This is a genomic window from Sphingomonas sp. BL-S-30, from assembly GCF_055521475.1.
Window position 1 is genome coordinate 2,235,008 of the sequence record NZ_CM145481.1, and the last position, 14,559, is coordinate 2,249,566.

At 67.8% G+C, this 14,559-nt stretch carries 15 protein-coding genes and 1 tRNA gene; 2 read left to right on the forward strand and 14 right to left on the reverse strand.

Going from position 1 to position 14,559, the window contains the following annotated elements; translation table 11 throughout:
- Positions 1–58: 58 nt before the first annotated feature.
- The gene (locus ACZ1I5_RS10305; RefSeq protein WP_465173597.1) at positions 59–1,024 is read left to right on the forward strand and encodes an amidohydrolase family protein; all 966 of its coding nucleotides are present in this window, start codon (positions 59–61) and stop codon (positions 1,022–1,024) included.
- A gap of 141 nt (positions 1,025–1,165) precedes the next feature.
- Here ACZ1I5_RS10305 and ACZ1I5_RS10310 read toward each other — a convergent pair whose 3' ends face one another.
- The 14 genes from ACZ1I5_RS10310 to ACZ1I5_RS10375 form a co-directional block, all read right to left on the reverse strand.
- Positions 1,166–2,224: a Glu/Leu/Phe/Val family dehydrogenase gene (locus tag ACZ1I5_RS10310; protein WP_465173598.1), complete on the reverse strand. Its 1,059-nt coding sequence runs from the start codon at positions 2,222–2,224 to the stop codon at positions 1,166–1,168.
- A 25-nt stretch (positions 2,225–2,249) separates the two neighbouring features.
- Positions 2,250–2,326 (reverse strand) — tRNA-His (locus ACZ1I5_RS10315).
- A 98-nt stretch (positions 2,327–2,424) separates the two neighbouring features.
- Positions 2,425–3,153, reverse strand: coding sequence for a type II secretion system protein N (locus tag ACZ1I5_RS10320; protein ID WP_465173599.1), 729 nt, complete (start codon positions 3,151–3,153; stop codon positions 2,425–2,427).
- Positions 3,150–3,629 carry a type II secretion system protein GspM gene (gene gspM / locus ACZ1I5_RS10325; protein ID WP_465173600.1) on the reverse strand — a complete coding sequence of 160 codons (480 nt, stop codon included), beginning with the start codon at positions 3,627–3,629 and terminating at the stop codon, positions 3,150–3,152. The genes ACZ1I5_RS10320 and gspM overlap by 4 nt, the downstream gene beginning before the upstream one ends.
- Positions 3,626–4,720: a type II secretion system protein GspL gene (gspL, locus tag ACZ1I5_RS10330; protein ID WP_465173601.1), complete on the reverse strand. Its 1,095-nt coding sequence runs from the start codon at positions 4,718–4,720 to the stop codon at positions 3,626–3,628. The genes gspM and gspL overlap by 4 nt, the downstream gene beginning before the upstream one ends.
- The gene (gspK, locus tag ACZ1I5_RS10335) at positions 4,717–5,703 is read right to left on the reverse strand and encodes a type II secretion system minor pseudopilin GspK (protein WP_465173602.1); all 987 of its coding nucleotides are present in this window, start codon (positions 5,701–5,703) and stop codon (positions 4,717–4,719) included. Before gspK ends, gspL begins: the two co-directional genes overlap by 4 nt.
- Entirely contained in the window at positions 5,693–6,349 is a 657-nt protein-coding gene (gspJ, locus tag ACZ1I5_RS10340) for a type II secretion system minor pseudopilin GspJ (protein ID WP_465173603.1), read from the reverse strand. Before gspJ ends, gspK begins: the two co-directional genes overlap by 11 nt.
- On the reverse strand, positions 6,346–6,762 hold the full coding sequence (gspI, locus tag ACZ1I5_RS10345) for a type II secretion system minor pseudopilin GspI (protein WP_465173604.1): 417 nt from the start codon (positions 6,760–6,762) through the stop codon (positions 6,346–6,348). The genes gspJ and gspI overlap by 4 nt, the downstream gene beginning before the upstream one ends.
- Before the next feature lie 62 nt (positions 6,763–6,824).
- On the reverse strand, positions 6,825–7,337 hold the full coding sequence (locus tag ACZ1I5_RS10350) for a GspH/FimT family pseudopilin (RefSeq protein WP_465173605.1): 513 nt from the start codon (positions 7,335–7,337) through the stop codon (positions 6,825–6,827).
- The gene (gene gspG / locus ACZ1I5_RS10355; RefSeq protein WP_465173606.1) at positions 7,338–7,820 is read right to left on the reverse strand and encodes a type II secretion system major pseudopilin GspG; all 483 of its coding nucleotides are present in this window, start codon (positions 7,818–7,820) and stop codon (positions 7,338–7,340) included.
- A gap of 19 nt (positions 7,821–7,839) precedes the next feature.
- Positions 7,840–9,066, reverse strand: a complete 1,227-nt coding sequence (gene gspF, locus ACZ1I5_RS10360; RefSeq protein WP_465173607.1) for a type II secretion system inner membrane protein GspF — start codon at positions 9,064–9,066, stop codon at positions 7,840–7,842.
- Positions 9,059–10,645, reverse strand: a complete 1,587-nt coding sequence (locus ACZ1I5_RS10365; protein WP_465173608.1) for a GspE/PulE family protein — start codon at positions 10,643–10,645, stop codon at positions 9,059–9,061. The genes gspF and ACZ1I5_RS10365 overlap by 8 nt, the downstream gene beginning before the upstream one ends.
- Positions 10,645–12,840 (reverse strand): type II secretion system secretin GspD, encoded by a 2,196-nt coding sequence (gspD, locus tag ACZ1I5_RS10370; RefSeq protein WP_465173609.1) that lies wholly within the window; start codon positions 12,838–12,840, stop codon positions 10,645–10,647. Before gspD ends, ACZ1I5_RS10365 begins: the two co-directional genes overlap by 1 nt.
- On the reverse strand, positions 12,837–13,703 hold the full coding sequence (locus ACZ1I5_RS10375; RefSeq protein WP_465173610.1) for a type II secretion system protein N: 867 nt from the start codon (positions 13,701–13,703) through the stop codon (positions 12,837–12,839). The genes gspD and ACZ1I5_RS10375 overlap by 4 nt, the downstream gene beginning before the upstream one ends.
- Before the next feature lie 136 nt (positions 13,704–13,839).
- Here ACZ1I5_RS10375 and ACZ1I5_RS10380 point away from each other — a divergent pair, with 136 nt between their 5' ends.
- Positions 13,840–14,523 carry a prolyl hydroxylase family protein gene (locus ACZ1I5_RS10380; RefSeq protein WP_465173611.1) on the forward strand — a complete coding sequence of 228 codons (684 nt, stop codon included), beginning with the start codon at positions 13,840–13,842 and terminating at the stop codon, positions 14,521–14,523.
- The last annotated feature ends 36 nt before the right edge of the window (positions 14,524–14,559 follow it).

The following is a 14,559-nucleotide window of genomic DNA, read 5'->3' on the forward strand; positions in this document are numbered from 1 at the left end:
CCGATTGTCGGAGGCCATCGAACCGCCGACATTGCTACAGGATCGAGTGAGGACTGGAATGCAGATCGCGCGCCGGGATTTCCTGAAACTGAGTGGGGCCGGTATCGCCTCCGTCGCCCTGCCCGGCGCCCTGATCGCCTCCGATGCCAATGGGGCACGGCCGATCATCGACGTGCATATGCATGCCTATCCGGCCACCACGCCGTTCCCCAACCCGATCGTCAATCCGATCACCGGCGCGAAGAGCCCGATCCGGAACGGCGCGGGTCACCTGGCGGCGTGCATCGCCGAGATGAAGCGGCACAATGTGGTGAAGGGGATCGTCAGCGGTGGCGATGGCGACCGCTTGCAGGCGGCGATCGACTGGCATGACCGCGATCCGGATCGTTTCGTCGCCGGGGCAGGCATACGCGGGTCGGAAGACACGCCGCTGCCGCCGCTCGATATGTTGCGGAGCGCCTTTTCCACAGGCAAGCTGCGCGTGCTCGGCGAAGTCACCTCCCAATATGCCGGCCTGTCGCTCAGCGACCCGTCCTATGAGCCCTATCTGGCGCTGGCCGAGGCGTTCGACATTCCCGTGGCGCTCCACAGCGGGACGATGCCGGAAGGAACGCCCTTTGATCCCTGTTGCCGGCCGGCGCGGGCGCGCTTCGGCAATCCCGGTCTGATCGAGGAAGCGCTCAATCGCCATCCGACGCTGCGGATCAACCTGATGCATGGCGGCTGGCCCTATCTCGACGATACGCTGGCCATGCTGATGCTCTACCCGAACGTGAACATCGATACCGGGGCGCTCGACTGGCTCATGCCACGCCCGCATTTCCACGACTATCTGCGCAAGTTCGTCGATGCGGGTTTCGGCAAGCGCATCATGTTCGGCTCCGACCATATGTACTGGCCGGATGCGATCGGCCTGGCCATCGAGGGGGTGGAGTCAGCCGCGTTCCTCAGCGAGGAACAGAAGCGGGATATCTTCTATAATAATGCGGTGCGGTTTTATAAATTGGTGGGGGTTGCTTCATAACGGCGCGGTTGGATTACGTGCGGGATTCTGTTCCCCGGCGAAGGCCGGGGCCCAGTTGGAAAGGTTACTGTAGCCTTGTGCAGCGCCTTGCCATGATCGCCTCCCAGCTGGGCCTCGGCCTTCGCCGGGGAACAGAAATGCCTAGGAGGTTTGTCGCCCGATCAACCGCCGCGCAATCATGTCCGCCACGTCGGACGCCGGCGCGCCGGTGCGGTCGCTTTCGTCCCAGACTTCGATCAGGCGATCGGGAATGCGCGCGATGCGGGCTTCGACTTCCGCCTGGTCGCCGTGCCCGAGATATTCGAGGCCGACATTGATGATGCCGCCGGCGTTGATGACGTAATCCGGCGCGTAGAGGATCCCGCGCTCGGCGAGGCGTGCGCCGTCTTCCCTGGTGGCGAGCTGATTGTTCGCGCCGCCGGCCACGACCGTCGTGCGCAGCGCGCCGATCGATTCGGCGGTCAGGATCGCGCCGAGGGCGTTGGGGCTGACCAGGTCCGCCTCGATGCCGAGGATCGCATCCGCCAGCGCCGTCTCCGCGCCCAGCTCCGCCGCCAGTGCGGCCGCCTTGTCGGCATTGACGTCGGCGAGGGTCAGGCGTGCGCCATCCTTCGCCAGCAGGCGGGCGAGACCGCCCCCGACGCTGCCGACGCCCTGGATCGCGACATGCACGTCCTTCATCGAATCGGCCGAAAGACCGCGCTTCGCCGCTGCCTTCACGCCGAGATACACGCCCATCGCGGTGAAGGGCCCGGGATCGCCGCCCGCGCTGCCCGCCGCGACCGGCAGGCCGGAGACATGACGCGTCATCGTGGCGATGGTCTTCATGCTCGCTTCGGACATGCCGACATCCTCGGCGGTCACATAACGGCCGCCGAGCGAGTCGACCGCGCGGCCGAACGCCTCGAGTTGGGGAACGGTGATCGAATCACCCGGATTCGCCGCAAGCACGACGCCCTTGCCGCCGCCCATGGGCAGGCCGGCCATGGCATTCTTGAAGCTCATGCCGCGCGACAGGCGCAGCGCGTCGGTTATCGCGCCGTCGCTGTCGGCATAATGCCAGAAGCGCACGCCGCCGGCCGCAGGACCCAGCGCCGTCGAGTGGATCGCAATGACCGCCTGAAGGCCCGAAGCCGGATCGGTGAAGAGGTGCACGCCCTCATGGTCGTCAAAATCGGGGAAGCCCCAGCCGCTGGTCACGCGATTTTCCTGGCTGATGAAAGAATGGGGCGACCGACGGGACTTGAACCCGCAACATCCGGCATCACAAGCCGACGCTCTAACCAATTGAACTACGATCGCCGCAGAGCCAGCGCCCCTAGCGGGCGAAACATGGCATCGTCAAGATTAGCCTTTTCCCTATCGCGGCGCCACCCGTCGCCGCTGTGTCCGCCCCAGCGTCAGAAGCGCCCCTCGATCGAAAGCGTATAACCCGCGGGCGTTGCCTGGAAGCCGCCGAGCACGAGCTTCTCGGTCGCGGCGGGGTCCGCCGGCGGCTGCACGGTCAGTTCGCCCCGAAAACGCCCGGTGCTCCAGAGGCGCAGCGCGACCGTTTCCGTGCCAGCCTGGCTGGCGAGCGGCAGCAGCAGCGCGCCCGCATCGCAGCGCGCGGTGCCGGTCATGCCCTGGCCGAGACTAATGCCGGCCAGATCGCCCGAGATCGTCGCGCGCACCCGCCCTTCCGCCTTCTGGCAATTGCCGTCCTGGAATCGCACGCTGACATCGTCGAAATCGAGCGCGGAGACCGGCACCGGGGCAAAGACATTGCCCGCCGGCAATGTCGCGGTGAGATCGTCGACACCGAAGCTGTGGCGGCTGACGCCGATCGCACCGCGGAACGGCTGGGCCGTGCCCCTGCCCGGCCCCGCGAGATCGATTCGCGCACGTCCGACGAGCAGCTGGATCGGCGACAGGCGCGCCCGCAGATCGCCCAGGGCGACGCCGCCGAAGCTCGCCTCACGCAAGGTGCCGTACCAGATGCTGCCGCTGACCTCGCGCGCGGTGAGCCCGGTATTGCCGAGATCGAACCAGCCCATGGCGAGGCGCAGCGGCAGAAAGACGATCAGCGCGATCACCAGGGCCGCGCCGAAAAAGGCCCGGGGACCGGTCGTCAGGCGGAGCCGCTTCATTGCCCGCGCACCTTCAGGGACAGCTGCGCCGACACCGTCTTGTCGCCATTGTCAGTGGTCGACAGCGAGTCGACCAGGATGCCCGCCGATTCCAGGCCGGCGACCCACCCGAGCAGCGGCCCTGGCCGCGCGGTGGCGATGGTGATCTGCACCCGATCCGGCCCGTCCGGCGTGACGCTGGCCAGCGCGAAGCCAGCCTCGTTCGCCCGGTCGCGGATGACGGTGTCGAGCTGCGCCTCGAGTGGCGCTGGCCGCTGGCGCTGGACTGTCTCGAGCTCCTTCACGCGCGCCTGGGCCTCGGCAAGGCGGATCAATGCGTCGGTATGGCGTTCCCGCGCGGACGACAGACCGTCCGTCACCGGGCGAATGATCCCGCCCCAGACGATGGTCAGCGCGAGCAGCGCGACCATGACCAACAGCATCCGTCGTTCGCGCAAGGAGCGCCCGGCGAACCAGAGGCGGAATCGCTCGGTCATCGCGCACTCACCGTCATCTCGCCCGTCACCCGGCCCGCGTTGGACTGAAACACGCCCGCCTTCACGACGAAGCCATAAGCCTCGATCCGCGATTTCAGGTCGTTCACCTGACCCTCATTCTCGGTCGCGGCCGAGACGCGCAGATCGCCATTGGCCTGGAAGGACACCGCGCGGACCTCAGCGCCCGGCACTGACCGGACGGCGGCGTAAACGGCGGCCGCGGTGCGGCTGAACCCAGCCCCGCCGCCGCGCAGGCCGGACAGGCGCGCATCGAGCTGGCGATCGGCATTGTTGACCGTCTCGCCGCGCGGCAGGCCCTGGCGCGCGGCCAGATCGGCCTGGCGCTCGAGCGAATCCGCGGCGAAACTGTATTTCATGATCTGCACCAGGCTGATCAGCAGCGTGACGCTGAGGATCGCGACCGACAGCCAGGCAAGCCGGCGGATCAGGCCCCAATCGATCGCGAAACGCTTGCGCCGCGCGAACGGCCCCTGGCGAAGGTCGAGCGCGGGCGAGGCCAGCGCAGCGGCGATCGCGACCTCCAGTTCGTCGCGGCCGAGCACCGTGGGCGCGACGCCGCCCGTGACCAGCTCGGTCAGCCGCGCCTCGTCGGCGAAACCGCTGGTGGGGCCGCGCACCACCCCCTCGCCGCCCAGATCGGCGCGAAGATATCCCTGGTCCGGCCGGGGCAACAGCATCGGCGACGGCACCAGCATCACCGGATCGATGCCGTGCACCGCGAGCGTTTCAAGCCATGCCCGCATCTGGGCGACCGAGACGACCGCGATCGGACGCTCGGCATTGTCGCCCTCCCGGCCCACCGCGACATGCAGCTCGCCGATCGGCGCCGCGCTGGCGTCGCCGACCAGCATCCGCGCCGCCGTGACTGCCTGGGCAGTCGAGCGATCGGGCAGTTCCGCCCAGTGCAGCGTGACCGCTTCCGCCGGCACCACCACGATCGGCGGCGCGGCATCCGCATCGGGGAGATCGGGCAAACCTTCGCCCCGCGCCGCGACCGAGCCGTCGGCGATGCGCAGCCAGCGCCAGGGCGTGGTGCCCGTGGGCAGGAAGAGGGTGAGCGACTCGGTCATGACGGCTCGCCCCAGTGCCGGGAGACGAGCCGCGCGGGAAGCTCCGTCGCGTCGATCAGCGCATGTTGTTCGAGTTCCGCCCCGCCAAGCGTTACATCGACCCGCAGATCGAACCAGCCCGTCGTGACGGCGGTCTGCGCAAAGGCGTCAGGCGGCGGGGTGATCGCGCTCAGCGAGGGCAGCTTCCAGAAAGCGGCGGGGCTTTCATAACCACCTGGCGGACGGCGCAGCAGCACCTGGCGGGCGGCCTCGACGGTCATGGTGTCGGGCATCAGCATCGCGAGCAAGGGCGCCTGTTCCGGGAGCAAGGTGTTGACGTTGATCTTCGAGGGCTTGGCCAGCGGCAGCGCGCAGAGCCAAGGCTGGAGCTTTGCATAGATCGCCGGTGTGACACCTGCCACCGCGCGCAGCTCGCTCGGATCCGTCATCAGCGTGTTGGCGGTGCGATAGGGCGTCGACTGGCCGCTATAGCTCGCATCCTCGGCGCCGAGATCGATCGGGCTGGTGTCGCTGTCGATCCAGTCCGACGCGGCGGCGGCGATCGATTCGGCCGAGGCGCTGGGCCCGCCTACCAGCCGGATCAGCCGGGCGAACTGGATGCGCGCGGGCGTGTAGGAGGAATAGGTGCTGGGCGCGGTTTCGACCACCAGGCTGTTGAGGTTGAAGCAATTGCCGCCATCGACGACCCGGGCGGTGGCGAGTCCCCCCGGCACCGGCAGCGGGATCGCGCGGCCGCTCCAGCCGCCGGCGAGCGTCACGCGGCTGGCGTCGCGCGCGAGCAGGTCGCTGACCTTGGTCAGCGCCAGCGTCTCGGCGGCGAGGCCATAGGCGCGGGCCTGGTCCATCGCGATGGCATTGCCGCCAAGCTTTGTCGCGAGGCGCAGCTTTTCCAATGCGGTACCGGCCAGTACCGCGATCAGCGCGACGAGCAGCAGCACCGTGAGCAGCGCCGCACCGCGTTCGGAGGCGCGCTCAGCTCCCATCGGGTGCCTTCCGCTTGCCATAGCCGGCGCCGACCAGGAACATCTGGCGGAACTCGACTCCGTCGTCGCGCAGCACGCGCATCTCCATTGCCTGGGGCAAGGCGTAGATCGGCGTGCCCTGCCAGCGGTCGCTCCAGGCGCCGTTGATGCGATAGCGCAGCGACACCTGGCGGACGTGCGTGAGCATCACCGCTGCGGGAAGCGGTTGCGCCCCGTCGAGCATCGGATACGCTACACGTTCGAGCGCGCCATTGGCGAGGCGATATTCGACCTTCTGCTCGCCCGGACGCGGCGCGGCGTCGAGGTTGCTCCAGCCGGCGCGGACGAGGCGGAGCATCGGCGTGCTGCCCGATCCGGCCTCGCCAGAAAAGGCGGGCAGAAGATCGCCTGCCTCGTTGCGCGTCTGGCGTTCGGTCGCCTGGGCGAGATCGCCCGCCAGCGCCGAGGAGAGGCGGTTGAGCGCCTGGACGTCGTCGAGTTTCCGGTCGGTCGCCGCCTGCGCGCGCACGCTGAACGACAACAGCGCCACGCCCGCCGCCGCGAGCAGGCCGAAGATCATCAGCGAGATCATGACCTCGACAAGCGTGAAGCCGTGTTCGGCGGAACGCCTCACAGGCGTGAAGCCGTGTTCAGCAGCGCGTTTCATGAGGCAGCGCCTCCGATCGTCGCGACGCGCACCACGGTGAGGTGACCCTGGCGGCTGCCCGCGGCGTCGGCGACCTGCACGTCGATACGCAGGATGCGCGCGTCAGCGGTCGCGCGCGTTTCGCGGGTCCAGGTCCAGGCTTTGCCGCCATTCTGCTCGACACCTTTGGCGATACCGACCGTGGGCGGCTTGGCGTCGGTCATCGCCTCGATCGCGACATTGCGCGCAACCATCTGCGCGGTCAGCGTCGAATCGAGGATCGAGGTGCCGCGGATCGTCGCGCCTTCCAGCCGGATCAGGGCAAGCGCGGCGAGGCTGAACACCGCCAGCGCGACCATCATTTCGATGAGCGTGAAGCCACTTTCGCGCCTACGCGAAAATCTCCCCGCGACCGCGGGGACCCAGAGCCGCAAGCGAGCCGATTGTGGCTCCTGGACCCCCGCCTCCGCGGGGGAACGATAAGAAGGATGCTTCATCACCCGCCGACCTTGACCGAGCCATCGGGAGCGATCCGCACCGACACTTCCTCCGCGTCGCGCTTCAGCCGAACGTCGAGCGGGCGATCGGCGAGGCCGGTCGTGTCGAACATGATGCGCTGGCGCCCGCCGGTATCGGTCACCACGGCGCGCGTGCCCTTGCCCCAGCTGGTCACGCGCAGCGGCTTCTCCGCCACGGGCACCCATTTGCCGTGCGTGCGCTCGTCGAAACCATAGCCGCCGCCGGACACCCACACGCTCACCGGGCGCGCGCCGACAACCGCCGATTGCTGCGCCGCGCGCGTCCGTGCCGCGAAGCGCGTCGCCTCGTCGAGCAGCCGCCCACGCGGATCAGGCAGCGCCCAGACCACCGCAGCCGAGGCCAGTCCGATGATCGTGATGACGATCATCAGTTCGATCAGCGTGAAGCCGTGTTCGGCGGAACGCCGACGCGGCTCGAAGCCGCGATCGTTGCGGTGGGGCCGCAGTTCAAAGGCGGTCGGTCGCGACAATTACTGCCAGCTGCCGATATCGGCGTCGGCGCCCTCGCCGCCTTCCTTGTTGTCGGCACCGAGCGTCCAGATGTCGGCGTCGCCATGCTGGCCCGGCGAGGCGTAGAGATAGGGGCGCCCCCAAGGATCGTCCGGCAGGCGCTTGATATAGCCGCCGCGCTGATACTTGGCGGGATCAGCGCCGTCGGGCGCGGTGACGAGCGCCTGAAGCCCCTGCGAAGTGCTCGGATAGACGTCGTTGTGCAGCTTGTAGGTGTCGAGCGCACCCTCGATCGTCGAGATATCCGTCCTGGCCTTGATGACCTTGGCCTTCTCGCCGCTCGGGATGACGTTGATCGCGACGATCGTCGCGAGCAGGCCGAGGATCACGATCACGACCATCAGCTCAACGAGCGTGAAGCCGCGTTCGGCGGAACGCCGAACGGGGGTGAATCCCTCTTCCTGACGGCGCTTGCGGTTGGCGGGTTTGCGGGGGGTGTTCATGGCAGTCCTCATCATGGCTTCACTGGCCGGCGAGCGTGTTGAGCTGCAGGATCGGCAGCAGGATGGAAAGAACGATGGTCGCGACGATTCCGCCCATCAGCACGATGATCGCGGGTTCCAGCAGCGACAGCGCGGTGGCCGTGAAGCGGTCGAACTCGCGTTCGAGATAATCCGCCGCGCGCTCGAGCATGTCGTCGAGCTGCCCCGCCGTCTCGCCCGACGCGGCGAGATAGGTCAGTAGCGGCGGGAACACCCCGGCGCGGCGCATCGCCGCCGACAGACTGCCGCCGCCGCGGATCGATTCGACGATCTCGTCCGAGGCGAGCTTGAGCCGGCGATTGTGGATCGTGCCCGCGGTCAGGGTCAGGCCCTCGAGCAAGGGCAAGCGGCTGGCGACCATCGTCGCGAGCGTGCGCGCCATGCGGGCTGCGTGGAGATCGCGGATCAGGCGACCGAGCAGCGGCAGTCGGAGCAGCCAGCTGTCGAAGGCAAGCCTGATCCCCGGATCCTTGAGCGCCCACCACGCCCCGAAGGCAATGAGCGCGATCGCGATGAGGATCGCCCACCAATAACCGACGAGCACCGCGGAGATGCCGATGACGATCTTGGTCAGCAACGGCAGCTCCTGCCCGACCGTGTCGAACTGCTCGACCACCTGCGGCACGACGAACATCATCAGCGCGGTGACCACCCCCATCGCAACCACCGCGAGCACGGCGGGATAGGCAAGCGTGGTGATGATCTTGCCGTTGATCTCGGCCTGGCGCTCGAGCAGGACCGAGAGGCGTTCGAGGATGATCGGCAGCGAGCCGGAGCGCTCGCCGGCCGAAACCATCGCGCGATAGAGCGGCGGGAAGCTCTTGGGCTCGCGGCCCATTGCCTCGGCGAGGCGGCGGCCTTCGACCACGCCGGCATGGACCTGCGAGACGATCGTGCGCACCGTTTCCTGCTCGGTCTGGCGGGTGATGGTGCGGAGCGATTCCTCCAGCGGCGAGACACGGTTGAGCGTCGCCAGCTGGCGGGTGAACAGGGAAAGCTGCTTCGCGCTCATCTTCCTCGAGCCGAAGCGCAGATCGGCGAGCAGCGGCTTGCCGCGCGGGGCCGCCCCCGATCCGGCCTCCACCTTCACGACATAGAGGCGTTTTCGATCCAGCAGGACACGCGCATCGTCGATCGACTCGGCGGCGATATGCCCCCGAGTCTCACGGCCGCGCGTGTCGATGGCCAGATAGTCGAAATCAGCCATTCGTCGGCGCGTCCACCACCAGCGGTGCCTCGACATCGGCCATGTCGCGGCGCGAGACGCGGACTGCTTCCTCGGGCGTGGTCAGGCCCTCGCGCACCAGCTGGCGTGCGGCCGACCCGAGATTGGGCGAATGAAGGAAGGCGTGGCGCGCAATGATCGCCTCGTCGCCGCCGTCGTTGATCAGGCGGCGGATCGTTTCGTCGACGCGGATCGCCTCGAACACGCCGATCCGGCCCTTGAACCCCGATCCCTGGCAATGCTCGCAGCCGACAGGCTCGTAGACCACGGCACCGACGTCGAAGCCGAGCAAGGCCGATACCGAACCGCTGGCCTGGACCGGGCGACGGCAATGCTCGCACAGCTTGCGCACGAGGCGCTGGGCGATGACCGCGCGCAAGGTGGAGGCGAGCAGGAACGGCTCGACCTTCATGTCGCGCATCCGGGTGATCGCACCGACAGCGTCGTTGGTGTGGACGGTGGAGAGCACGAGATGGCCGGTGAGCGACGCCTGGACCGCGATCTCGGCGGTCTCGCGGTCGCGGATTTCGCCGACCATCACCACGTCGGGATCCTGGCGCAGAATCGCGCGCAGGCCGGCGGCGAAGGTTAGGCCGACCTTGGGGTTGACCTGAGTCTGGCCGATGCCGTCCATGGCATATTCGACCGGATCCTCGACCGTCAGGATGTTGCGGCTGCCGTCGTTGAGCAGGCGGAGCGCGGCGTAGAGCGTGGTCGTCTTGCCCGAGCCGGTCGGGCCGGTGACCAGGATGATGCCGTTGGGCTCGGACAGCGCGCCCTTCAGCATCGTGTTGATCGCATTGGTCATGCCGAGCACGTCGAGCGTGATCCCGGCATTCTCCTTGTCGAGGATTCGCAGCACCACGCGCTCGCCGGCGCGGCTCGGCAGAGTCGAGACGCGGACGTCGAGCAGCTTGCCGCCGAGCGTCAGGCCGATACGGCCGTCCTGCGGGATGCGGCGTTCGGCAATGTCGAGGCGCGCCATGACCTTGACGCGGCTGACCACCACCGGCGCGACGTGCGGCGGCATGCGCAGGGTCTCGCGCAGCACGCCATCGATGCGCATGCGCACCACCAGGCCGGTTTCGTAGGGCTCGATATGGATATCCGACACACCGTGGCGCGCGGCATCGGCGATGATGCCGTTGATCAGGCGGATCGCCGGCGCATCGTCGGCGGTGTCGAGCAGGTCGTCTGCGGTCGGCAGGTCGCCGGCGAGCAGATCGAGCTCGTCGCCCAGCCCGAGCGTGCCGGCGGCCACCGCCGCCGCCTGGCCGTCCATCGCATAGCGATCGGACAGTAGTCGGTCGAAATCCTCGGGCGTCACGAAGCTGACATCGAACGGGCGGGCGAGATGGCGGCGCAGCTCGAGCAGGACCTTGGGGTCCGACCCCTCGCGCATGGCGATCGACAGGTGGCTGCCCTCCCCGATGTCCAGCGCGACACCGAAGCGCCGGGCGAAGCCATAGGGAATCGCGATCATGCGATCGGGCAGCGCACTGCCTTCAGCCAGCACCAGCGGTTCCACCGCATCCTCCGCATTGCCTGGAGCGATCTGCATCACTTGTCCCTCGGCCGGATGACTTTAGTCGAATTGCGCATCACCGGCACGGCGACCCGCGGATCCTCGATCCCGCCCGGCGTACCCGCCGCCGGCAGGGGTGCTGCGGCCCCCATATAGTCGCGTACCAGCTGATCGATGCTGGGCTCGGACTCAGGATTCTGCCCGGCCTGCTGGAGGCGCAGATAGCCATAGCGCCGCTCGGCCACTCTGCGGCTATCCTCGGGCGTGCGCAGCACGGTCGGGCGAATGAAGATCATCAGATTGGTCTTGGTGCGCTGCTTCGCCTTGGAGCGGAACAACTGGCCGATGCCGGGCAAATCGCCCAGGAACGGCACCTTCTCGATCGTGCGCCGCTCGTCGTCGCTGAGCAGGCCGCCAATGATCGCGATCTGACCGTCATCGACGGTCAGGGTGGTTTCGACCTCGCGCTTGTTGAGAATGAGGTCGCTATTATCGCTCGACACCGGGCCGGCGATGCTGCTGACCTGCTGGTGCAGGAACAGCTTGATCGCGCCGGACGAATTGACCTGCGGCCGCACCTCGAGCTGGATGCCGACATTCTCGCGCTGGACGGTGCGGAACGCATTGTCGAAATTGGTCGAGAGCGCCTGGCCGGTCGTGATCGGGATCTCCTGGCCGACCAGGATGCGGGCGGGCTGGTTGTCGAGCGTGGTCAGCGACGGCGCCTGGAGCAGGTTCGACGTGGTGTCGGATTTCACCGCACTGATAATCGTGCCGAAGATCGCGTCCTTGCCGATGTTGAACGCACCGCCGCCAAAGCCGCCCGAGGCGCCGAGGATCGAGTTCAGCGCAGACTGCGCGAGCGAATCGCCCACCGCGCTGCCGTTGGTGGTGACGGTGGTGGTGCCGTTGACCGTGGTGGTGCTTGTGGCGAGCGAACGCGCGCCGATTGCACCGGCGATGGTCAGCAGGTTGGGCGCCGAGTTGCTGTATGCCGTGGCGAAGGTCGGAACCCCGCTGCCCGGCAGACCGGCGAGCAGGAACTGGACGCCCAGCTTGCTGGCGGTCGCGTCGGAGACTTCGGCGACGATCGCCTCGACCAGCACCTGCTCGCGCCGCGTGTCGAGCTGTCGCACGACCTCAGCAAGCTGACGCTGCACTTCGGCGGGCGCGGCAATGACGATGGCATTGGCGCCGGTGAAGCGAGTCACCACTGCCGCGGTACGGCCGCCCTCGGCGACGATCGCAGGCTGGCCGGTTCCGCCGCCGGCGGCAGCCGGGGCCGCCTGCTGCACGGGCGCGGGCGTGTTCGAGGTCTGGCTGTCGTTATTGCCCGTGCCGCCGAAATTGGAGCGCGACAATGTGTTGCTCTGCGTCGGCTGAGTCGGCGTCTGGCCGACCAGCTGCTGCAGCACGGGCAGGAGCTGCTCGGCATCGGCATTTTCGAGGAAGACGACCTTGATCTCGGTGCCGTTCTTGGCACGCCGGTCGAGATCCTCGGCTACTACTGCCAGCCGCGCCACCGACGACGGGTCGCCGCGCAGCGCCACCGAGTTCGAGCCGACGATCGCCACGACGCTGACGCTCTGGCCGCTGCCCGGCGCCGTACCCTGCCCGCCGGATCCCACCAGCGCCTGGAGCGCGGTCGCGATCTCCCGCGCGCCGGCATTCTTGAGCGCGATCACCCGCGTCGAATTATTGTCGGTGTCGATCCGGCGCAGCACTTCGCGCACGCGACGCACATTGTCGGCGAAATCAACGATCACGATCGAATTGCCGCCGCGGTTGGCCGTCACCGACCCCTGAGCGCTGACCAGCGCCCGGACGGTGTCGACCGCCGACGCCGCATCGATCGCGCGGAGTCGGACGATCTCCGTGACCAGGCTGTTGCGCGCGGCGCCGCTCGAGCCGATCCGGCTCGGCTGGGAGGCCGAATTGTCGCTTGGCTGGATGCGGAACGCGCCGTTCGAGGTCGGCACCGCGACCAGGCCATTGGCACGGAGCGTCGAGAGGAACACCTCGAAATATTCGGAGCGCGACAGCGGCCGGTCAGTGACGACGGTCACCTTGCCCTGGACCCGGGCATCGATGATGAAGGTCCGCCCGGTGACTCGCGCCGCATCGGCGATGAAGGCGCGGATATCGGCATCGCGCACGTTCATCGTCGTCTGCGCGGTTACCGTGCCGACCAGCACGGCCGCGAGGACGGGTGCAAGAAGTAGCTTTTTCATTGGCCCGCGATCGTAAGGGTGAGGGAAAGTGTGTCGTTGCCGCGCTCGACCGTGACGGGGATGGTGCCGCCCTTGCCGATCTGCGTGCCGAGTTGCTCGATATCGCCCTGCCCCGTCACCGCGCGACCATTGATCGCGGTGATGACGTCGCCTTCGCGCAGACCGGCCTGACGGAAGGCGGCGCCCGAGCCCTGCGGGCGCACGACGAGACCACTGATCTTGCCGCCATCGACGCGGGGGATGAAACCGATATCCGCGCGTAGCTGGGCCGGTGTCAGGCCGACCCTAGGGCCGGGCGCGTTAGGCAGGCCGGGCAGATTCGGCGGGTTCGGCAGCAGGGACGGCGTGGCGCCCGACGGCGGCGATGGAGCGACAGGCTCGACCGCGCCGCTCTGGTCGAGGAACAGATCCTCCGCGGCGCCGCCGCGATCGATCGTGACGTGATCGAACGCAACGGCCTTCAGCTTCACGCCCGGGCTGATCTCGTCGCCCACCGCGAAGCTCTGCTGCACGCCGTCGGGACCGGCGATGATCGCAGAACCACCGCCCATCGCCTCGTTCACGCGCGTGCCGAACAGGCTGAGCTGGAGCGAGGTCACCACCACGGTCTTGTTGTCGGCGCCGCCGCTCAGCCGGAAGAATGGATCGAAACCCTGCAGCAGCGCGGTCGGCGAACCGGTAAAGCCAGGCCGCACCGGTTGCCACGGGCCGAGCGCCCCGACGGGCGTGACCAGCACCCAGATCAGCCGGGCGCATTGCACCGCCAGCAGCGCGAGCAGCAGCAGCTCAAGCGCCGTATAGACAGTGGTGCGGGGCAACCGCCGCAGCAGCGCGCGTGCCCGCGCATCCAGAACCAAACGCATGCGGAAAATCCCCGATCGCGCACCTGCTAGGCGGCGATTGTTACAGTCGTAGGTCGCCCCTGTGAACCTTCCGAGACACGACATGTATAGCTTGTCATACTGGAAAAGACCCGGGCTTTTTGGCATCAGCGCCACCATGGCCGATGCCCCGGAAACCACCGCCCTGCCCAGCCCTTTTGGTTCGGGCCTGCCGTCCGAAGGCCTGACCGCGCATCTCACCGGACAACCCGGCGTACAGCGCGTGCCGAGCCCGAAGCTGAATCTGTTCCTGCGTCGCCGCTTCCTCGATCCCGCGACCTGCGCTGCGGTGATCGACCGAATCGACTCCGTACGCCGGCCGTCGACTATCTCCGATCCCAATGGCGATGCGGCCTTCCGCACCAGCGAAACCGGCGATCTCGACCCGCTGGATCCCGTGGTGGCAGAGGTCGAGGCGAGGATCATCGCCTTTACCGGCCTCGATCCCGTGTTCGGCGAGCCGATGCAGGGCCAGCGTTATGCCGTCGGCCAGGAATTCAAGGGCCATACCGATTATTTCGAGCCGTCCGGCATCGACTATCAGCGCTATTGCGGGGTCGCCGGCAATCGCACCTGGACGGTGATGATCTACCTCAACGAGCCCGAGGCCGGCGGCGCGACCCGGTTCAAGGCGATCGACAAGATCGTCCAGCCGGAAACGGGCAAGCTGCTGACCTGGAACAACCGGCGCCCGGACGGCAGCCTGAACCCGGCGACGATCCATCAAGGCATGAAAGTGCGCAGCGGCGTGAAATATGTGATCACGAAATGGTTTCGGGAAAAGCCCTGGGGCTGGGCGTAACGGAGGTCCGTCAGGCGGGGCGTCATTCGGCGCCGA